The sequence below is a fragment of the Streptomyces sp. AK08-02 genome (assembly GCF_033795085.1).
Lineage (GTDB): Bacteria > Actinomycetota > Actinomycetes > Streptomycetales > Streptomycetaceae > Streptomyces > Streptomyces echiniscabiei.
This window is the reverse complement of the sequence record NZ_JARAZV010000019.1, coordinates 40,971-59,842: the sequence shown is the minus strand read 5'-3', so window position 1 is coordinate 59,842 and position 18,872 is coordinate 40,971. Positions and strand designations below refer to the sequence as shown.

Sequence of the window (18,872 nt, the reverse complement as noted above, 5' to 3'; positions counted from 1 at the left end):
CGGAGGTACGGCTCGCTCTGGTCAACGCCCGCGCATCCGGCTCTTCAGCGGCTTCCTGCGGACCGGCGCCTCCGGCTCCGTCGTGTCGGCGGCACTGGCGGCACCGGAGTCGCCGCCGCCTCGTGCCAGCCGCTGCTTGAGCCCGGACAGTCCGCGTGCCTTTCCGGGGGTCCGCCGGCCAGGTGCCGGCGTGTCCGTGACATCAGAGGCGGTGACGCCCGTGAAGGCGTTGGGGGCGCTGCGGTCGTCCGGGCTGTCCGGGCCCGTGTGGACCGTGGTGACTCCGGCGAGTACGGGTACGGGCGCGGGGGCCGTCTGCTCGGCTTCCTGCTCGGCTTCGAGCGCGTGGCGCAGTTTCTCGCCCTCGACGTCCACGTTCGGCAGGATGCGGTCCAGCCACTGCGGCAGGGTCCAGGAACGGTGGCCGAGCAGGGCCATCACCGCGGGGACGATGGTCATCCGGACGACGAAGGCGTCGAGGAACACGGCGGCGGCGAGCCCCAGGCCGATGGACTTGATCAGAGCGGCGTCGTCGAGGAGGAATCCGGAGAAGACGGAGACCATGATGACGGCGGCGGCGGTGACCACCCGGCCGCTGTGCCGGAACCCCAGCACGATGGCCTGCTCGGGTTCGGCGCCGTGGACGTACTCCTCCCGCATCCGGGAGACGAGGAAGACCTCGTAGTCCATGGCGAGTCCGAACACGACGCCGATCAGCAGGATGGGCAACAGGCTGACGATGGGTCCGGTCTGGTCGACGCCGAAGAGGTCCTTCAGCCAGCCCCACTGGAAGACCGCGACCAGGACACCGAGGGTCGAGACCACGCTGAGCAGGAAGCCGAGGGCGGCCTTGAGCGGGATCACGATCGACCGGAAGACCAGCAGGAGCAGGATCAGGGCCAGGCCCACGACGATGGCCAGGTAGGGGATGAGAGCGTCGGAGAGCTTGGTGCTGACGTCGATGTTGACGGCGGTGAGGCCGGTGACCATCAGGTCGGCGCCGGTGTCCTGGTGCAGGGCGGCGCCGTGGCCGCGGATCTCGCCCACGAGGTCCTTGGTGGCCTCACTGGTGGCGGCGCTCTTGGGGACGACGCCGAGCAGGGCGACGTCGCCGGCCCGGTTGAACGAGGCCGGACGGACGGCCGCGATGTCGTCCAGCTTGCCCAGCATGGTGTACGCGTCCTGGGCGGCGGCCTTGGGACTGTCGCTGTCCCGGGCGTCGACGACCACGGTGAGCGGTCCGTTGAAGCCTGGCCCGAAGCCCTTGCTGAGAGTGTCGTAGGCGATGCGCTGGGTGCTGCCGGGGGGTTTGCCGGAGTCGTCGTTCAGGGCCATCCGCAGGGACATCGCGGGGATGGCCAGCACGGCCAGGGCGGCCACCGAGACCGCGAGCACCTTGACCGGGTTGCGGGTGACGAACCTTGCCCAGCGCACCCCCATCGACTCGCCCTCGCCGCGCTCCAGCGCCTTCATACGGCGGGTCAGCATCCTGCCGTTCATGATCCGCATACCGGCGAAGCCGAGCAGGGCGGGCAGCAGGGTCAGTGCGATGACCACGGCGACGGCCACGGCGAAGGCGGAGGCCAGGCCCATGGAGGTGAGCATGGCGATGCCGATGACGCTCAGGCCGCTCAGCGCGACGATCACGGTCAGGCCGGCGAAGACGACCGCCGACCCGGCAGTGCCCACGGCGCGTCCGCAGGCTTCCTCCGGTTCGTGGCCGTCGCGGATCTCGTTGCGGTAGCGGGAGACGATGAACAGGGCGTAGTCGATGGCGACGGCCAGGCCCAGCATCAGGGCCAGGGTCGTGGAGGACGAGGCGAGGTCGAAGAAGTGCGTGGCGAGCGTGACCGACAGGACGGCCGCGGCCACCCCGAGGATCGCGGTGAGCAGGGGCAGTCCGGCGGCGATCATCGAGCCGAAGGTGATCATCAGGACTACGGCGGCGATCCCTACGCCGATCAGCTCGGCCGCCTTGCTCGCGGCCTTGGACTCGACGGCGTTGCCGCCCAGACTCACCTTCAGACCGGCCTTCTCACCCTGGGCGACGACCTCGGTCTGGACGGCGTGTGCCGCGCCGCTGACGTCGGTCTGGGCGACCTTGTAGGTCACCTGGGCGAAGGCGATGGTGCCGGACCTGCTGACCAGGCCGCCGGCGTAGGGATCGGTGACGCCCGACACCTGTGGCGACTTCTCCAGCTTCGCCACCAGGGACTCGACCTCGGCCTTGTTGGCGGCGGAGGTCAGCTTCTGCCCGCTGGGTGCCTCGAACACCACACGGGCGGTGGCGCCGTCGGCGGAGGCCTGCGGGAACTCCTTCCGCAGCAGGTCGATCGCCTTCTGCGATTGCGTGCCGGGAACGCTCAGGGCCCCGGCGGATGTGCCGGGCGCACTCATGGCGCCGATGCCTATGGCGGCCAGAACGGCGACCCACAGCATCACGACGACGCGTCGTCGCCGGAAGGCCAGTCGGCCGAGCCGATAGAGGAAGGTGGCCACGGAAGTACTCCCACCAGGAGAAGAGATCATTGGGTGAGCTGGGCCTGACTGACCCGCGATCTCAACGTAGGAGCGGTATCGGGCGCCCATCACGTACCGAGGAACGGAATCAGGCACAGCCGGCTAGTACCTCGGTACTACTCCCCGTCTTCCTCGCAGCTCGCAGCCCGCAGATGGCCGACGACCGTGTTCAGGGCCCGTGCCGTGGCGCGCGTGAGGGCCGTCGATGAAAATGATAGTGCGTCTGACCAGCCCTTATCGAGCGGCGGCGGCCTCGGCGCAACGCTACCGCCGTGATCGCCCCTGCTGTCAGAGCTGACGGTGCATCACGTCGATGCAGACGGCCCGGGCGGCGGTTGCTGCCAGGCGAGACTCATCTGTGCACCGGCTTCGGCTTGTGCCGTTGCCGCGAGGGCACAGGAGCGGCTCCCGGCCGGGCGGCCGCTGTGTTCGGATCAGGTGTCAGGGCTTCAGCAGGACCTTGATGGCGCGGCGTTCATCCATCGCCTGGTAGGCGTCGGCGGCCTGCTCCAGGGGGAGGGTGAGGTCGAAGACCTTGCCCGGGTCGATCTGACGGTTCCAGATCAGGTCGATCAGATGGGGCAGGTACTGGCGGACCGGGGCCGGGCCGCCGTGCAGGTGGGCGTGGGAGAAGAACAGCTCCTGGCCGTCCAGCGTCACGTCGTGGGACACGCCGACGTAGCCGACATGGCCGCCGGGGCGGGTGGAGCGGATCGCCTGGAGCATCGACTCCTGGGTGCCGACCGCCTCGATCACCGAGTGCGCGCCGAAGCCGCCGGTCAGCTCCTTGATCTTCTCGACGCCCGCGTCGCCGCGCTCGGTGACGATGTCTGTGGCACCGAACTCCAGGGCCAGCTTCTGCCGGGAGGCGTGTCGGCTCATGGCGATGACCCGCTCCGCGCCGAGCTGCCGGGCGGCCAGCACGCCGAGCAGGCCGACCGCGCCGTCACCGACCACGGCGACCGTCTTGCCCGGTCCGGCCTGAGCGGCGACGGCGGCGAACCAGCCGGTGCCCAGGACGTCGGAGGCGGTCAGCAGGCTCGGGATCAGGTCCTCGTCCGGGGTGCCCGGGGTGGCGACGAGGGTGCCGTCGGCGAGCGGGACTCGCAACCGCTCCGCCTGGGCGCCCATCTCGTTCATCCACTCGCGCTGGACACAGGAGGTCTGGTAACCGGCGCGGCAGCTCTCGCACGTGTTGTCCGAGGTGGAGAAGCCGCCGACCACGAACTGGCCGGGCTGGACGGTGGTGACGGCGTTGCCGACCTCTTCCACCACGCCCACGTACTCGTGGCCGATCGGGGAGCGCGCCTCGAAGGACTCGGCCCCACGGTAGGGCCACAGGTCCGAGCCGCACACACAGGCCGCCGCCACTCGGATGACCGCGTCGGTGGGCTCGAGGATCTTCGGGTCCTCGCGTTCCTCTACCCGGAAGTCGCCGGGGGCGTGCATAACGACGCCGCGCATGGGGGTGGCTCCTTACATACGGGGGACCGGCCGTGTCCGTCGGCCGGGCGGCTGGGTGCCACGCCATCCAGGAAACCTACGTTCCGCGCGGGTAGCCAGTGACTGATGAAGCATGTACTGGCAGTACATCGCTACGGTCTGGCGGGCGGCGTACGGTCGGGGTGTGGACAACCGTGACGAAGTCCGCGAGTTCCTGACCTCGCGGCGAGCCAAGATCACCCCGGAGCGGGTGGGGCTGTCAGCCGGCTCCCGGCGCCGTGTGCCCGGGCTGTGCCGCAGCGAGGTCGCGGCACTGGCCGACGTCAGCGTCGACTACTACGGCAAGCTGGAGCGCGGCAACCTCGCCGGTGTCTCACCCGCCGTGCTCGAAGCGGTCGCCCGTGCGCTCCAGCTCGACGACGTCGAACGGACCCACCTGCTCCATCTCGCCCAGGCACAAGAAGGCTCCGACCGGCTCGCCCGGCCACGGCCGCGCGCCAGCAAACAGTGGGTGCCGCCCAAGACCCTGCAGTGGGCCCTGAACGCTGTCACCGCCGGGCCCGCGTTCGTGACGAATGGCCGCCTGGACCTGCTCGCCGCCAACCAGCTGGCCCGCGCTTTTTTCAGCGACATCTACGACGGCGGCACGCAGCCGCCGAACATGGCCCGCTTCCAGTTCCTGGACCCTGCGGCCCGCCGCTTCTACCCGGACTGGGACCTCATCGCCGACATGACCGTGGACGTCCTACGTACTGAGGCCGGCCGCAACCCGCACGACAAGGACCTCCACGACCTGGTGGGAGAGCTGTCAACCCGCAGTGACGCCTTCCGCACCCGCTGGGGCTCCCACAACGTGCGCCGTCACGGCAGCGGCACCAAACGCTTCAACCACCCGGTCGTCGGCGACCTCACACTAAGCCGGGACGTGCCAGTACTGCCAGATGGTGCGGGTCCGGCGAGCGAGACGGAGAGGAGTACGCGAGGAACCGGCGTCTACGCCTCCTTAGACGTCATCTCATTTGGTGATTCTGCTACCGCAGAATCACCAAATGAGATGACGTCTAAACCCCCCGAAGGCGCAGCCCCATCAGGTCGGCGACCTCAGCTGACGGGCATCGGTTCACCCGCGCCATCCGATCCACCCGCGATCCGAACGTCTCATCCGCCCGCGGAGCTGTGACCAGTGCTAATCGTCGTGGCGGCATATACGCGCCCCTGGAAAGTGATCCACGTCACTATCGTTTAGGGCTCCATGCTCTCATTTCCGGCGTCCGCCCTCACGCGGGTCGGACCCAGGCGCCCTTGGCGAGAGTAGAGACATGTGACATTGTACTGATGTGAGTAAGCGACTGACCTGCGATGTTGTGGTCATCGGCGCCGGAATGGTCGGTGCCGCCTGTGCCCTGTACCTCGCCCGGGCGGGCCTCGGGACCCTTGTCCTCGACCGGGGACCGGTGGCCGGCGGCACCACCGGCGCCGGTGAGGGCAACCTGCTCGTCTCCGACAAGGAGCCGGGGCCCGAGCTGGACCTCGCGCTGCTCTCCGGCCGCCTCTGGAACGACCTCGCCGCCGAACCCGGTATGGGCGGCGCCGTCGAGTTCGAGGCGAAGGGCGGGATCGTCGTCGCCTCGGACGCCGAAGGCATGGCCGCGCTGACCGCCTTCGCCGCCGGGCAACGGGCGGCGGGCGTCGAGGCCGAGGTGGTCGACGCCCGACAACTCGCCGCCCTGGAACCGCACTTGGCCCCCGGCCTCGCGGGCGGCGTCCGGTACCCGCAGGACTGCCAGGTGATGCCCTCCCTCGCCGCCGCCCAGGTCGTCCGGGCGGCCCGGCGGGCCGGAGCCGAGCTGCGCACCGGCACGGCCGTCACGGACATCCTGCGCGCGCCGGACGGTTCCGTGCGCGGCGTTCGGACAGCGGGGCTCGGCGACATCCACGCCCCGGTCGTCGTCAACGCGGCCGGCACCTGGGGCGGCGAGGTCGCCGCGCTTGCCGGGGTACGGCTGCCCGTGCTGCCGCGACGGGGCTTCGTCCTGGTCACCGAACCACTGCCGCCCGGCACCGTCCGGCACAAGGTGTACGCCGCGGACTACGTCGCCGATGTCGCCAGCGGTGACGCCGGGCTTCAGTCCTCCGCGGTCGTCGAGAGCACGCCCGGGGGCCCGGTGCTGATCGGGGCCAGTCGTGAACGGGTCGGCTTCGACCGGACCTTCTCCCTCCCCGTCGTGCGCCGCCTGGCCGCCCAGGCGACGGCCCTCTTCCCGGTTCTCGGCACGGTCCACGCGATGCGTGCGTACCTGGGCTTCCGCCCCTATCTGCCGGACCATCTGCCGGCCATCGGGGCCGATCCCCGGGCGCCGGGGCTCTACCAGGCGTGCGGTCACGAGGGCGCCGGGATCGGGCTCGCGGTCGGCACGGGACACCTGATCGCGCAGTCGCTGACGGAGCGGACACCCGACCTCGATCTGACGCCGTTCCGCCCGGACAGGTTCACCGGCGGGGAGCAGTGAGGATCGTGAAGAGGCCGACGAAGGTGAAGCAGGTGGGACCGGTGAAGCAAGTGAGACAGGTGAAGCAGGTGAAGAGAACTACTCCGTTGGAGCTGGCCCGGGCCCGGCCAGGTCCTCCGTTCACCGTCACCGTGGACGGGGACGAGACCGACGCACTGCCCGGTCAGACCGTCGCCGCCGTGCTCCTGTCGGCGGGCATCACCTCCTGGCGCGGCACCCGGGGCAGCGGTGCGCCGCGTGGGATCTTCTGCGGCATCGGGGTCTGTTTCGACTGCCTGGTCACCGTCAACGACCGCCCCAACCAACGGGCCTGCCTCGTCCCCGCCGCGCCCGGCGACGCGATCCGCACCCAGGAGGGCACCGGCCATGACGAACTCGGCTAGCGCGTCGTCGCTCGCGGTGGTCGGCGCGGGTCCGGCGGGCCTCGCCGCCGCGCTGACCGCGGCCGACCGGGGCGTACGGGTCGTACTGCTCGACTCGGGCGCGCAGGCGGGCGGGCAGTTCTACCGGCAGCCCGCGCCCGAGCTGAAGGCACGCCGGCCTCAGGCCCTGCACCACGCCTGGGGCACCTGGAAGCAACTTCGGGGCCGACTGGCGACGCATGTCGCGGCGGGCCGGATCCGGCATCTGGCGGACCGTCATGTGTGGTTCGTGGAGCGGGAGTTCGGGGGTGGCACGGGCTTCGGCGTGCACGCCCTCCTGGGCCCCGGGCAGACCGATTCGCAGACCGTCACCGCCGACGCGGTCCTCCTCGCCACCGGCGGCTACGAGAAGGTGCTGCCCTTCCCCGGCTGGACCCTCCCCGGAGTGGTCACCGCGGGAGGAGCGCAGGCGATGCTCAAGGGCGGCCTCGTGCTGCCGGGCCGTACGGTGGTCGTCGCCGGGACCGGGCCGTTGCTGATGCCGGTCGCGGCCGGCCTCGCCGCGGCGGGCGCCGAAGTCGTCGCGTACGTCGAGTCCACGCACCCCACCGGCTTTCTACGGCACACCGCGACGCTCGCCGCCAACCCGGCGAAGGTCGTCGAGGCCGCCCAGTACGCTGCCCAACTGCTTCGCCACAGAGTCCCGGTGACGGTACGTCACACCGTCGTCGCGGCGCACGGCACCGATCGCGTCGAGGCCGTCACCGTCGCCGCCCTGGACACGCACGGCCGGGTGCGGCCGGGCACCAGGCGGCGGATCGCCTGCGACACCCTCGCCGTCGGACACGGCATGCTCGCGCACACCGACCTCGCCGAGTCCCTCGGGTGCTCGATCGACGCCACCGCTGACCCCGTCGTCATCACCGACGCCGAGCAGCGCACCGACGTCGACGGTGTCTGGGCGGCGGGTGAGGCCACCGGCATCGGGGGAGCGGTGCTCGCGCTGGCCGAGGGCGAGATCGCCGGACACTCGATCGCCGCCCGGCTGAAGGGAGCGGAGCCACCCCTCGCCGCCCGGGACACGGCCGCCCGGACCCGTACCCGGCTGCGGAGGTTCGCCGCCGCCCTCGACACCGTGTACGCCCCGCCCGTCCACTGGGCGGAACAGGTCGCCGACGACACCGTCGTCTGTCGCTGCGAGGAGGTGACGGCGGCGGAGGTCCGTGAGGCGGTGGAGGAGTTGGGGGCGACGGATCTGCGCACCGTCAAGCTGCTCACCCGGGCAGGTATGGGGTGGTGTCAGGGGCGGGTCTGCGCGGCCGGGGTCGCCGGGGTCGCGGGGTGCCCCTCCGGCCCGGCGAGGCGGCCGTTCGCACGGCCGGTGCCGCTGGGTGTGCTGGCACAGGAGCCCGAGCATCCATGAGCGTCAAGTTGAGGCCGGTTTTTCGTCTGCGGGTCCGTCGTGGCTGGTCGCGCAGTTCCCCGCGCCCCTGAAGGGGCGTTTCCCCACCCCCGAATTCCGAAAGCTGAGGCACCGATGAGTAGTACACCCACTCCCGTCTGGCGAGGCGTCCTCGTCGCCACCGCGCTGCCGCTGAACGACGACCTGAGCGTCAACTACGCGGCGTACGCGGACCATTGCCGCTGGCTCGTCGAGAACGGCTGCGACGGCGTCGTACCGAACGGCTCGCTCGGCGAGTACCAGGTGCTCGGCGTCGAGGAGCGGGCGAAGGTCGTCGAGACGGCGGTCGCCGCGATCGGCGGGGACCGGGTCATGCCGGGTGTGGCCGCCTACGGCTCCACCGAGTCCGCCCGCTGGGCCGCGCAGGCCAAGGACGCCGGCTGCGCCGCCGTCATGCTGCTGCCGCCCAACGCCTACCGCGGCGACGAGCGTTCGGTGCTCGCGCACTACGCGGCCGTCGCCGAGGTCGGTATCGACATCGTGGCGTACAACAACCCGATCGACACCAAGATCGACCTCACCCCCGAACTGCTCGCCAAGCTGCACGCGGCCGGACACATCAAGGGTGTGAAGGAGTTCTCCGGCGACACCCGGCGTATCTACCAGATCCAGGAACTCGCCCCGGAGCTCGACGTGTTGATCGGCGCCGACGACGTCCTGCTGGAGCTGGCCACCGCCGGAGCGGTGGGCTGGGTCGCCGGCTACCCCAACGCCCTGCCCCGGGCGACGGTCGAGCTGTACCGTGCCGCCGTGGCGGGCGACCTGGTCACCGCGCTGCCCCTCTACCGGCAACTGCACGCCCTCCACCGCTGGGACTCCAAGGTCGAGTTCGTGCAGGCGATCAAGCTGTCCATGGACATCGTCGGCCGGCACGGCGGTCCGGTCCGTCCGCCGCGCATGCCCCTGCTGCCGGAGCAGGAGACGGCGGTCCGCGAGGCCACCGAGAAGGCCGTCGCCCTCGGCCTCGGCTGAGCCGACGGCCGGCCGGCCCGCTTCGACCCGAGTGAACCTGAGAGGATCGCGATCATGCGCAGCAAGCTCGTCCTGCACGCCGTCGACTCGCACACCGAGGGCATGCCGACCCGGGTCGTCACCGGCGGGATCGGCACGATCCCCGGCGGGACGATGAACGAACGCCGACTGTGGTTCCGCGAACACCGGGACGACGTACGGAACTTCCTGATGAACGAGCCGCGAGGGCACCCCGCCATGAGTGGGGCGATCCTCCAGCCGCCGACCCGGCCCGACTGCGACTACGGCGTCGTCTACATCGAGGTCTCCGGCTATCTGCCGATGTGCGGTCACGGCACGATCGGTGTGGCGACCGTGCTCGTCGAGACCGGAATGGTCCCGGTCGTCGAGCCGGTCACCACCATCCGCCTGGACACCCCGGCCGGGCTCGTCGTGGCCGAGGTGGCGGTGGAGAACGGTGCGGCGAAGGCCGTCACGATCCGCAACGTACCTTCGTTCGCGGTGGAGTTGGACCGCAAGGCCACCCTCGCCGACGGTCGCACGGTGACGTACGACCTCGCTTTCGGGGGCAACTTCTACGCCATCCTGCCCCTCGACCAGTTCGGCCTGCCCTTCGAGCGAGAGCGGAAGGACGACATCCTCGCCGCCGGACTCGCCCTGATGGACGCGATCAACGCCGACGGTCCCCCCGTACACCCCGAGAACCCGACCATCAACGGCGTCCACCACGTCTACCTGGCGGCCCCCGGCTCGAACGCCACCCGGTCCCGGCACGCGATGGCCATCCACCCCGGCTGGTTCGACCGCTCGCCCTGCGGCACCGGCACCTCCGCCCGGATGGCCCAGCTGCACGCGCGTGGTGAACTCCCGCTGCACCAGGACTTCCTGAACGAGTCCTTCATCGGCACCTCGTTCACCGGGCGGCTCGTCGAGAACGCCGAGGTCGCCGGGCGCCCGGCGGTGGTACCCACGATCACCGGCCGCGCCTGGATCACGGGCACCGCGCAGTACCTGCTGGACCCGGACGATCCGTTCCCGGCCGGGTTCGTACTCTGAACATCGCACGAACCGAGATCCATCCAGGAGAACCCATGGCCGCTCAGCGCACCGGGCCCGCCCTGCCCAGCATCGGCGGGTCGCGGCCCAGCTACCGGGCGAGCGTCGCAGACGCCCTCCGGGCCGCGCTCGTCGCCGGTGAGCTGCGGCCCGGCGAGGTCTACTCGGCGCCCTCGCTCGCCGCCCGCTTCGGCGTCTCGGCGACCCCGGTGCGCGAGGCCATGCTCGACCTGGTGAAGGAGGGCGTGGTCGACCCCGTACCCAACAAGGGTTTCCGGGTCACCACGGTCTCCGAGCGGCAGCTCGACGAGTACACGCACATCCGGTCGCTGATCGAGATCCCGACCACCGTCGGTCTCGCCGCGACCGCCGACCCGGCCGATCTGGAGGCGCTGCGCCCGCACGCGGAGGAAAGCGTGGCCGCGGCGGAGAGCGGTGATCTCATCGCCCATGTCGAGGCCGACCGCCGCTTCCACCTCGGCCTGCTCGCCCTGGCCGGCAACCAGCATCTGGTCGAGGTCGTCGGCGACCTGCGCGCACGGTCCCGGCTGTACGGGCTGACCGCACTGGCCGAGCGCGGCCTGCTGAAGTCGACCGCCGAGGAGCACCTGGAGATCCTCGACGCGCTCATCGCCCGGGACGCCGAGCGCGTACGGACCGTGATGACCCGGCACCTGGGCCATGTCCGGGGCGACTGGGCCCACTGAGCCGCCAGGCCCCCACCGCGCGTCGGGGGACGTCAACCGGCGCGGCACCCCGGATGCCTTTCGAGACCTGGCCGCCACGGGCAGGCCCGCACGCTACGAGAGCTTCGCCCGCGCCCGCGCCCCCTCCGACCCAGGCTCCGGCTGATCCACGACCGTACGCTCAACCGCGAAGTCTCCGACGGCAGTTCGCCCTCACCGCACCCGCGCCGGGCCAGGATCTCCGACGAGGGCGGCCGGGGCTCAGGAGACGGCCGTACCGCCCGCGAGGCGCAGCCGCTCCGGGACCGCCCACCACTGGTCCGGCCGGTCCACCACCCCCGCCTCAGGCCCGGTGTCGAGGAAGCGGGCGAGTCGGAAGAGGTACGCCGCGATACCCGCCGCGCCCTGCATCCACGCGGTGCCCGGGGGCAGCAGCGGGGACTCCTGGCGGTATTCGACGAACCGCCAGCGGGCGCCGGCCCCGTCCCTCACGGACCGTTCCACCAGCGCGTCGCCCATCACCCGGGCCGCGCGCACCAGAACCTTCGCGGTACCGGCGTCCGCGCTGTCCTGAGCCGCGTCCAGGAGTACGTCGCCCACGCCGGCCGTGCCGCAGCAGCGGCCGTCGTTGTCCCAGAAGCCGGGGCGCAGCCGCTCCGGCAGGCCCGAGGTGAGGATCGAGGTCAGACAGCGCTGCCGCAGCTCACCGACGTCCAGCCCCGACACCTCCGTCACGCCCGCGTGCGCCAGTGCCGAGAACAGGTGCGAGGTGCCCGCCGGACCGTGGCACCACGTGTACGTCACCGGCTCGACCTCGCGCTTCGACGGCGGGATCGTGTGCGGAACGACGAAGCCGTCGTCGTCCAGGGAGCCCACCGACAGGACGTGCCGGGCTCCCTGGACGGCCGCCTCGACGAAGTCCTCGCGGCCCAGCGCGGCCCCCGCCACGGCCAGCGCCGAGGCCACTCCCGCGGTGCCGTGCGAGTAGTTCGGCGCCCGCCACTCGGTGGTCGCCCCGATGCCCCAGTCCAGACCGGCCTCCGTACGGTGCGCCACCCGCAGCAGCGCCTCGCAGCCCGTCGTCGCGATGGACTCCGCGTGTTCGCCGCCCGCCCAGACGGCCGTGAGCACCACGCCCGCGGTGCCCATGATGATGTCGTTGAGGGGCGCGTCGGAGTCCGCCTCGAACTCGACGGTGGTCCGCCAGCCGTCGGGGGCCGCCAGCTCGGTCAGCCGCCGCATGGCGACCGACTCCGCGCCCGGCGCGAGCAGCCGCAGCGCCGTCACGTCGCCGGCGAGACCGTCGTACAGCGAGGGTTCCGTCCGGGTCCGTGCCGCCGCCGACAGCCTCGTCACGATTCCGGTCGCCAACGACCGCTCCCGGTCGGTGGGTTCGCGGTGGCGGGCGATCTCGGCCAGCACGGGGGCCAGGCCCGCGATCCCTCCGTACAGGGAGTCGCGGTCCTTCGCGGGTACGGGGTCGGGACCGCCGTCCGCCGGGCCCTCGGCCACCGTCTCCGGCAGCCACGGACCGTCGTCCTCGCGGATCTGGTCCAGCACCCACGACCAGGCGGCCTCGCCCAGTTCCCGGTACCCGTCGGATGAGTCGATCACGTCACTTGAGTTCTTGTCCGGCACCCGGTCACGCTACAACCGCGGGATCACCGCCGGTAGGCGCCCGACCGTCGCGCAGGCGCTCCCGCTCGGCCCCCGAGGTCGTGGGTGAAAGGCAATCTGTTTCCCAGGTGGGAGGGGGCGGTCACTTCGGCACGGTAGAAAGGACCCATGGTGGACCGCGAGACCCCCGCAGGGGACATGGACGATGTTGACGCGGTGGCCCGTGCGGTGCTGACGGCGTCACGGCTGCTGGTGGCGGTCTCCGCCCGGTCCCTCGCCGCGGTCGAGGAACGCGTGACGCTTCCGCAGTTCCGCATGCTGGTCGTGCTGTCCACCCACGGGGACACGAAGCTGGTGACGCTCGCCGACCAGCTCCAGGTGGCCCCGTCCACCGCGATGCGCATGGTCGACCGGCTGATCGCGGCAGGCCTCGCCGAGCGGCACCTCAATCCCGACAACCGCCGCGAGACGCAGCTGGGCCTCACCGAGGAGGGGCGTCGCACGGTCGAGGACGTCATGGCTCGGCGGCGGGCCGAGATCTGCGGCATCGTCGCCCGTCTCGCCCCCGACCAGCGGGCGGCTCTCGTCGAGGCGCTCACCGTGTTCAGCGAGGCGGGCGGCGAGCCCCCCGCCCCGGCGGAGGACGGCACGGAGACACACCCGCTCGGCTGGGTGGACTCCGTGATCGTCTGACACACGCCCTGGCATCGGAGATCCCGGCCGGAGACACCGGTCCGGAGTCTGCCGGTACCGAGTCTCCCGGGCTGGAGTCTTCCGGACCGGACTCTCAGCCCGCCGACGGCGACGGCGCGGAAGGGGGGCCGGTGGGCGCCGGGGCGGCCGTGTTGATGTTCAGGTCGGGGCGCGGGGTGAGCGCGACGACCGGTGCGCCCTGCTGGGGCGGCGGCGGGGTCGTGTTGTCCTTGGGCAGTTTCGGTGGCGTGCTCTGCTGGAAGTTGACCAGGTCGATGTTGACCAGACCGGTGTTCTCCAGCACGGTCATGTGGTCGAGGACGGTGTCGTTGGCCAGGTCGGCCAGGGCGCGGACCATGGAGTTCCTGGTGGTGGCGCGGGTCTTGGCGATGACCGGGAAGATCTGGCCGTGCGTCACCCGCATGATGGTGACGGCGGTGGAGTCGAACTCCTTGCCGTTGGCCGCGTCGGCGGTGGCCACGAACTGCTGCTGTTGCGGCGACGCCAGGTTGGGCAGCACGACCCCCAGCTCCGGGGAGATCTTGCGGCACATGTCGTCGAGGCCGGCGTGACCGACGATCAGGTGCTTGCCGGCCTCCCTCATCTCCGGGGTCGTGCCCCGCTCCATCGCCATCTCGCCCAGCGGGTACTCCCACAGCCCCGCCGCGCGCACCTTGACCACGAAGTCCCGGTCGGCCTCGGTCAGCGGGCCGTACCGGGTGTTGGCGATGACGCGGTCCGGTGAACTCGTCGTGTTCTGCACCCCGACCATGGCCGGGTAGGCCAGCGCGGTGAGGGTCAGACCCAGAGCGCCGAACACGAACACGTTCCCCGCCGTTTTGGCCGAGATGGGCATGGTGCCTCCTGATGTGAGCGGCTCGTACGTCAGGAGGTACGGGAACGAGAGGGGATTCAATCATTGCTCAGGGTAAATTTTGCACTCTGCCAAAACTGGGACACGGGATGATCGGTGCATGGAAGCTGTGGAGGGCGTGAGCGACGGTGGCGGTGGCGGTGTCGACGCGGCCGGTCGGGCGGAGATCTCGTCGCCGCGTGAGGCCGCGAACAACGCGCTTGTGCTGGCGTTCGGACGGTTGCAGGGTGCGGCGAACCGGCTGGAGTACATCCTCGGCCGGTCCCTGGAGGAGGAGTGCGGCATCAGCCACCTCATGTTCGAGGTGCTGCTCATCCTGGGTCGGGCGGGCGAGCCCGGGCTGTCCATGCGGGCCGTCGCCCAGGAGCAGGTGCTGACCACCGGTGGTGCGACGCGTCTCGTCGACCGGATGGCGGCGGCCGGACTGGTCGAGCGGGCCGAGGATCCGGGTGACCGGCGTGGGCGGCTGGTGCGGCTGACCGGGCTGGGGGAGGAGACCGTGGTGCGGGCGTCCCGGCTGCACGTCGAGAACATACGCCGCTACTTCGTGGCACCGCTGCCGCCCGAGGACTGGGACCGTTTCAGCGAGGATCTGCGCATCCTCAGTCACTCCGCGCGCGACGAGCTGCCCCGCCTGCCCTGAGCGCCCACCCCTGAACTCGGTTCCTGTTCCCCATTGCGCGATTCGGGAGGAGCGTTCATTATCAGGAATCCTGATAGTTCAAAGTTGCAGTGATGGGTGACCGAGCCATGCCATTCAGCCCCGGAATCCAGGCCAGAGCGATCCAGCTGCTGTTCGGCCGCGTGATGTCCCGTGTGCACAAGGACCTGCGCTTCACCGACATCCCGAAGCGCACGGAAACCCTCCGGGTGGAGACCGGCGCCGGCCCGGTGACGTGTACCGTCTACCGTCCGCCGGTCGGCACCGAGAGCCCCGCACCCGTGTACGTCAACCTGCACGGCGGCGGCTTCGTGGTCGCCCGCCACGAGCAGGACGACCACATCTGCCGCTACATAGCGGCCGAGGCCGGCTGCGTCGTGATCAACGTGGACTACGCCGTGGCCCCGCAGCATCCGTTCCCCGCTCCCGTCACCCAGGCGTACGACGTCACCGCGTGGGTCGCCGAGAACGGCGAGGCACACGACTGGGACGGCTCGCGACTCGCCGTGGGGGGACACAGCGCCGGGGCCAACCTGACCGCCGCGGTCTGCCGCACGGCACGGGACCGCGGCACCTTCACGCCCCGGCTCCAGCTCCTCGACTCGGCGCTGTTCGACCAACTCGCCGACCCGGCCACGAAGCGTTCCCCCATCGCCAAGCCGCTGCTCACGCCCCAGCTCATGCGGATCTTCACCGCCGCCTACGTCCCGGACCCCGCGGACCTCACCGATCCGCTCGTCTCGCCCGGACTCGCCGACGACCTCGCCGGACTGCCGCCCGCCCTGGTCATCACCGCGCGGAACGACCGCCTGCACGAAGAGGGCGCCGCCTACGCCAAGGCACTGGAGGCCGCGGGTGTCCCCGTCACCCACCGCGTCTTCGAGGCCGTCGACCACTACTTCACCCACGCGGGCCCCGCAGCGGAAGGCAAGGAGGCCATCGGCCTGATGGCCACCACCCTGCGCGCCGCCCTGAGCTCACAGCACTGAGCGACTGACGCCGGTCAGGGCACCATCAGGCGCGGTCTCAGTCGTTCGCGGGAAGCGCGTGGCGTTCAGCGAGCCCCGGGGCGGTCGCGTCGCGGCAGTCGCTCGACGGCCAGGTCGTAGGAGTCCTCGACCGCGTCGGTGACCAGCCGCTCGGTGATGCCGGGTCCCGGCCCCAGCGAGATCCAGTGGCGTTTGTCGAGGTAGCGGCCCGGTGTGATCGAGGCGTGGTCGTGCACGTGGGTGCGGGCGTGTTCGGGTTCGCACCTGACCGTGATGATCTGCTCGTCCGGGTCCTCGGTGACGATCAGGAACACCTTGCCCGCGACCTTGTACACGTCGAGACCGGGAGTGAAGGGGTAGCCGTGGCTGACGTCGGGCAGGGCCAGGGCGGCCCGGCGGGCGGTGTCCTGGAGCCGGTCGCCGGCCGCGTTCACCGGGCCGCCCGGGTGCCGGTGCCGAAGGTGTGCGGGTCGACGGGCTGCTCGGCCCTGGGCAGGCGGGCGACGACGAGCCGGTAGGACTCGGTGACGAGTTCCCCGACGAGCGCCTCGTCGACGCCTTCCCCGCCCTCCAGCGTGATCCAGTGCTTCTTGTTCATGTGGTAGCCGGGCGTGATGTGGCGGTACTGCTCCCGCAGGGCGTGGGCCTCGCCGGGGTCCGCCTTGAGGATCACCACGGGACGCCCCGGGACCTCGGTCATCAGCATGAACACCTTGCCGCGCACCTTGAACACCTCCCAGTCCGGGCCGAAGGGATGCTCCAGCCGGGCTCCGGGGAGTCCCTCCGCGCGGAGGGCCGCGCTCCTGTGCAGGGCCGATCCGTTCATGGGGCGTGGCCTTTCTCGGACGATGACGGGCTGTGGCATCGAAGGACGCGGACGGCGCGGAGGATGCGCGGAGGGCACGCCGCACGGTCGCGGCGGCACAGCCCATCCTCTCCCCGGAACAGACGGAGAAGGGCAGTAGGCTGCGGACACGTGATGGTCGACAAGCGACACCCCAGGCCGAGCGGGCGGGCCGGACAGGCCGTGGTCCCGCTGTACGGTTTCCAGCCCCCGGTCGGCACTCCCTACGGGCTTGAGGTGAGTACCGTCGAGGACTTCTTCGCCCAGCACGACGACTGGCCGTGGAACCCGCCCCGTCCCGGCCGTGCCACCTTCCACTACCTCATCGCGGTCACCGAGGGTGAGCTGCGGCACGACGTCGACCACGTCACGCGGACCGTCGCCCCAGGCCAGTGGCTGTGGGTACGTCCAGGGCACGCCCAGTGCTGGCATCCGCCCGGCGCCGCCCGCGGCCCGTTCATCCTGTTCGAACCGGACGTACTGCGGCCCGAACTCGCCCGTCTCCTGGCCCCGCTCACCGCGCACGAGGCCCCACCCGTGCTGAGCCCGCACCCCGACGACGCCACCTGGCTCCATCGGACGGCTCTCCAACTCCTGGACGAACACCGCGCACTCGGGCGCCGCCCTCTCGACATCCACCATGCCCTGCGCCGCAGCCTGCTCGAATCCCTGCTGCTGCGCCTGGCCAACGCCCCGGGCGTCGCACCCGTCGGCACGGCCACGGTCGGCACGGGCCCTGCCGACAGGTACGTACGTTTCCTGGACGCCTTGGAACTGCACTTCCGCGAACTGTATCGAGCCGCGGACTACGCCGAGTTGCTCGGCTGCTCGGTCCGTACCCTCAGCCGCGCCGCCCGGGAGGCCACGGGCAAGGGGGTACGTGAGGTCATCGACGAACGGCGCCTCCTGGAAGCCCGGCGTCTGCTGGGGGACGCCCGGTGGGATGCCCGGACGGTGGCCGCTTACCTCGGGTTCACCGATCCCGCGAACTTCGGCCGCTTCTTCCGTGACCGCACCGGCCTCACCCCGGCCGCCTTCGCGGCCCGCGACGTCACGACCCACCCGTGAGCGGAGCGCGGCGGCGGCCCGAGCACCCCTGACCGTCAGGGCGACGGGCGCCCATGCCGGGGGGCTTCCGATCTATCCGTAGACCCCCTCAGGCGATCCGTAGGCCCCCTCAGGGTGTGGTCAGACCCAGTTGGGGATGTGCTCTTCGGCATAGCGGGCGCCGAATCCGCCGGTCGGGAGGATCTCGTGGATCGCGGCGAGGTCGGCCTCGGTGAGGGTGACGTCGGCCGCGTGGGCGTTCTCCTCCATACGGGCCGTGCTCCGGGTGCCCGGGATCGGGACGATGTGCTCGCCCTGCGCGAGCAGCCAGGCCAGGGCGAGCTGGGAGACGGTGATGCCCCTGGCGGCGGCCAGCCGGCCGAGTCGCTCGACGGCTTCGACGTTCTTCTCGAAGTTGCCGGGCTGCCAGCGCGGGTCGGTGTTGCGCATGTCGGTGGCGTCGTACGTGCCGGCGGGCTTCGCGGTACCGGTGATGAAACCGCGACCGAGGGGAGAGTAGGGGACGAAGCCGATGCCGAGCTCCTTCAGGAGCGGGAAGAGCTGCTCGACCTCGCGCTCGAACAGCGAGTACTCGGTCTGCAGGACAGAGACCGGCTGGACGGCGTGCGCCTTGCGGATCGTCTCCGGGCCCGCCTCGCTCAGGCCGAAGTACTTCACCTTGCCCGCGTCGATCAGCTCCTTCACCGTCCCCGCGACCTCCTCGATCGGCACATTCGGGTCAACCCGGTGCTGATAGAAGACGTCGATCTGGTCGACGCCCAGGTAGCGCAGGCTGTTGTCGGCGACCTTGCGGATGTTGTCGGGGCGGCTGTTGAGGCCGAATCCCTGGGAGAGGTCGGACATGTCGAAGCCGAACTTGGTGGCCAGGACCACCTCGTCGCGGAAGTCCCTGACCGCCTTGCCGACCAGGATCTCGTTGGAGCCGGTGCCCCAGCCGTAGAGCTCGGCGGTGTCGATGAAGGTGACGCCCAGGTCATGGGCGCGCCGGATGGCGGCGATGCCCGCCTCCTCGTCACCGGGGCCGTAGGCCATGGTCAGGCCCATCGAGCCGTAGCCGATCGCCGAGGCGGTCAGGCCCTGGGTGCCGAGTGTCCTGTCGTGCATGTGGAGCTCCT

General features: G+C 71.0%; 18 protein-coding genes. 11 read left to right on the top strand and 7 right to left on the bottom strand.

Annotated features, from left to right (window positions below):
- Positions 1-21 precede the first annotated feature (21 nt).
- Positions 22-2,499: an MMPL family transporter gene (locus tag PV734_RS35010; RefSeq protein ID WP_319293474.1), complete on the bottom strand. Its 2,478-nt coding sequence runs from the start codon at positions 2,497-2,499 to the stop codon at positions 22-24.
- Between the two features lie 462 nt (positions 2,500-2,961).
- Positions 2,962-3,984, bottom strand: a complete 1,023-nt coding sequence (locus tag PV734_RS35005) for a zinc-dependent alcohol dehydrogenase family protein (protein ID WP_319096126.1) — start codon at positions 3,982-3,984, stop codon at positions 2,962-2,964.
- A 163-nt stretch (positions 3,985-4,147) separates the two neighbouring features.
- Here PV734_RS35005 and PV734_RS35000 point away from each other — a divergent pair, with 163 nt between their 5' ends.
- From PV734_RS35000 to PV734_RS34970, 7 genes are all read left to right on the top strand, one after another.
- Positions 4,148-5,143 carry a helix-turn-helix transcriptional regulator gene (locus tag PV734_RS35000; RefSeq protein WP_319293473.1) on the top strand — a complete coding sequence of 332 codons (996 nt, stop codon included), beginning with the start codon at positions 4,148-4,150 and terminating at the stop codon, positions 5,141-5,143.
- Positions 5,144-5,300: 157 nt separating this feature from the next.
- A complete protein-coding gene (locus PV734_RS34995) occupies positions 5,301-6,473 on the top strand; it encodes an FAD-dependent oxidoreductase (RefSeq protein WP_319096135.1) in 1,173 nt (390 codons plus the stop codon).
- Positions 6,474-6,514: 41 nt separating this feature from the next.
- The gene (locus tag PV734_RS34990) at positions 6,515-6,856 is read left to right on the top strand and encodes a (2Fe-2S)-binding protein (protein WP_319096137.1); all 342 of its coding nucleotides are present in this window, start codon (positions 6,515-6,517) and stop codon (positions 6,854-6,856) included.
- Complete coding sequence (locus PV734_RS34985) at positions 6,840-8,258, top strand: FAD-dependent oxidoreductase (protein ID WP_319293472.1); 1,419 nt, start codon at positions 6,840-6,842, stop codon at positions 8,256-8,258. Before PV734_RS34990 ends, PV734_RS34985 begins: the two co-directional genes overlap by 17 nt.
- A 114-nt stretch (positions 8,259-8,372) precedes the next feature.
- Positions 8,373-9,269 (top strand): dihydrodipicolinate synthase family protein, encoded by an 897-nt coding sequence (locus PV734_RS34980; RefSeq protein ID WP_319293471.1) that lies wholly within the window; start codon positions 8,373-8,375, stop codon positions 9,267-9,269.
- A 54-nt stretch (positions 9,270-9,323) separates the two neighbouring features.
- Positions 9,324-10,325 (top strand): proline racemase family protein, encoded by a 1,002-nt coding sequence (locus tag PV734_RS34975; protein WP_319293470.1) that lies wholly within the window; start codon positions 9,324-9,326, stop codon positions 10,323-10,325.
- A gap of 35 nt (positions 10,326-10,360) precedes the next feature.
- Positions 10,361-11,032 carry a GntR family transcriptional regulator gene (locus PV734_RS34970; RefSeq protein WP_319293469.1) on the top strand — a complete coding sequence of 224 codons (672 nt, stop codon included), beginning with the start codon at positions 10,361-10,363 and terminating at the stop codon, positions 11,030-11,032.
- Between the two features lie 240 nt (positions 11,033-11,272).
- Here the strand turns inward: PV734_RS34970 and PV734_RS34965 are convergent, their stop codons facing one another.
- Positions 11,273-12,625, bottom strand: a complete 1,353-nt coding sequence (locus tag PV734_RS34965; protein WP_319293468.1) for a lanthionine synthetase LanC family protein — start codon at positions 12,623-12,625, stop codon at positions 11,273-11,275.
- Positions 12,626-12,796: 171 nt separating this feature from the next.
- On the opposite strand from PV734_RS34965, the gene PV734_RS34960 reads away from it, so the two are divergent.
- On the top strand, positions 12,797-13,321 hold the full coding sequence (locus PV734_RS34960; protein WP_319096148.1) for a MarR family winged helix-turn-helix transcriptional regulator: 525 nt from the start codon (positions 12,797-12,799) through the stop codon (positions 13,319-13,321).
- Positions 13,322-13,415: 94 nt separating this feature from the next.
- On the opposite strand, the gene PV734_RS34955 is transcribed toward PV734_RS34960, so the two are convergent.
- Entirely contained in the window at positions 13,416-14,177 is a 762-nt protein-coding gene (locus PV734_RS34955; RefSeq protein ID WP_319096149.1) for a DUF4142 domain-containing protein, read from the bottom strand.
- A gap of 118 nt (positions 14,178-14,295) precedes the next feature.
- Here PV734_RS34955 and PV734_RS34950 point away from each other — a divergent pair, with 118 nt between their 5' ends.
- Positions 14,296-14,838, top strand: coding sequence for a MarR family winged helix-turn-helix transcriptional regulator (locus tag PV734_RS34950; protein ID WP_319096151.1), 543 nt, complete (start codon positions 14,296-14,298; stop codon positions 14,836-14,838).
- Positions 14,839-14,945: 107 nt separating this feature from the next.
- A complete protein-coding gene (locus PV734_RS34945; protein ID WP_319096154.1) occupies positions 14,946-15,845 on the top strand; it encodes an alpha/beta hydrolase in 900 nt (299 codons plus the stop codon).
- Between the two features lie 65 nt (positions 15,846-15,910).
- Here the strand turns inward: PV734_RS34945 and PV734_RS34940 are convergent, their stop codons facing one another.
- Together PV734_RS34940 and PV734_RS34935 are read right to left on the bottom strand one after the other, a co-directional pair.
- A complete protein-coding gene (locus tag PV734_RS34940) occupies positions 15,911-16,279 on the bottom strand; it encodes an MmcQ/YjbR family DNA-binding protein (protein ID WP_319096155.1) in 369 nt (122 codons plus the stop codon).
- Positions 16,276-16,671, bottom strand: coding sequence for an MmcQ/YjbR family DNA-binding protein (locus tag PV734_RS34935; protein WP_319096156.1), 396 nt, complete (start codon positions 16,669-16,671; stop codon positions 16,276-16,278). The genes PV734_RS34940 and PV734_RS34935 overlap by 4 nt, the downstream gene beginning before the upstream one ends.
- A 150-nt stretch (positions 16,672-16,821) precedes the next feature.
- On the opposite strand from PV734_RS34935, the gene PV734_RS34930 reads away from it, so the two are divergent.
- Entirely contained in the window at positions 16,822-17,757 is a 936-nt protein-coding gene (locus tag PV734_RS34930) for an AraC family transcriptional regulator (protein ID WP_319293467.1), read from the top strand.
- A 120-nt stretch (positions 17,758-17,877) separates the two neighbouring features.
- Here PV734_RS34930 and PV734_RS34925 read toward each other — a convergent pair whose 3' ends face one another.
- Complete coding sequence (locus PV734_RS34925) at positions 17,878-18,861, bottom strand: aldo/keto reductase (protein WP_319096158.1); 984 nt, start codon at positions 18,859-18,861, stop codon at positions 17,878-17,880.
- Positions 18,862-18,872: the final 11 nt, after the last annotated feature.

Excerpts from the sequence above, each read along its gene's own strand:
- PV734_RS35005 (WP_319096126.1), bottom strand. The coding sequence starts at position 3,984 with ATGCGCGGCGTCGTTATGCACGCCCCCGGCGACTTCCGGGTAGAGGAA.
- PV734_RS34985 (WP_319293472.1), top strand. The coding sequence starts at position 6,840 with ATGACGAACTCGGCTAGCGCGTCGTCGCTCGCGGTGGTCGGCGCGGGT.
- PV734_RS34980 (WP_319293471.1), top strand. The coding sequence starts at position 8,373 with ATGAGTAGTACACCCACTCCCGTCTGGCGAGGCGTCCTCGTCGCCACC.
- PV734_RS34975 (WP_319293470.1), top strand. The coding sequence starts at position 9,324 with ATGCGCAGCAAGCTCGTCCTGCACGCCGTCGACTCGCACACCGAGGGC.
- PV734_RS34970 (WP_319293469.1), top strand. The coding sequence starts at position 10,361 with ATGGCCGCTCAGCGCACCGGGCCCGCCCTGCCCAGCATCGGCGGGTCG.
- PV734_RS34960 (WP_319096148.1), top strand. The coding sequence starts at position 12,797 with ATGGTGGACCGCGAGACCCCCGCAGGGGACATGGACGATGTTGACGCG.
- PV734_RS34955 (WP_319096149.1), bottom strand. The coding sequence starts at position 14,177 with ATGCCCATCTCGGCCAAAACGGCGGGGAACGTGTTCGTGTTCGGCGCT.
- PV734_RS34950 (WP_319096151.1), top strand. The coding sequence starts at position 14,296 with ATGGAAGCTGTGGAGGGCGTGAGCGACGGTGGCGGTGGCGGTGTCGAC.
- PV734_RS34945 (WP_319096154.1), top strand. The coding sequence starts at position 14,946 with ATGCCATTCAGCCCCGGAATCCAGGCCAGAGCGATCCAGCTGCTGTTC.
- PV734_RS34935 (WP_319096156.1), bottom strand. The coding sequence starts at position 16,671 with ATGAACGGATCGGCCCTGCACAGGAGCGCGGCCCTCCGCGCGGAGGGA.
- PV734_RS34925 (WP_319096158.1), bottom strand. The coding sequence starts at position 18,861 with ATGCACGACAGGACACTCGGCACCCAGGGCCTGACCGCCTCGGCGATC.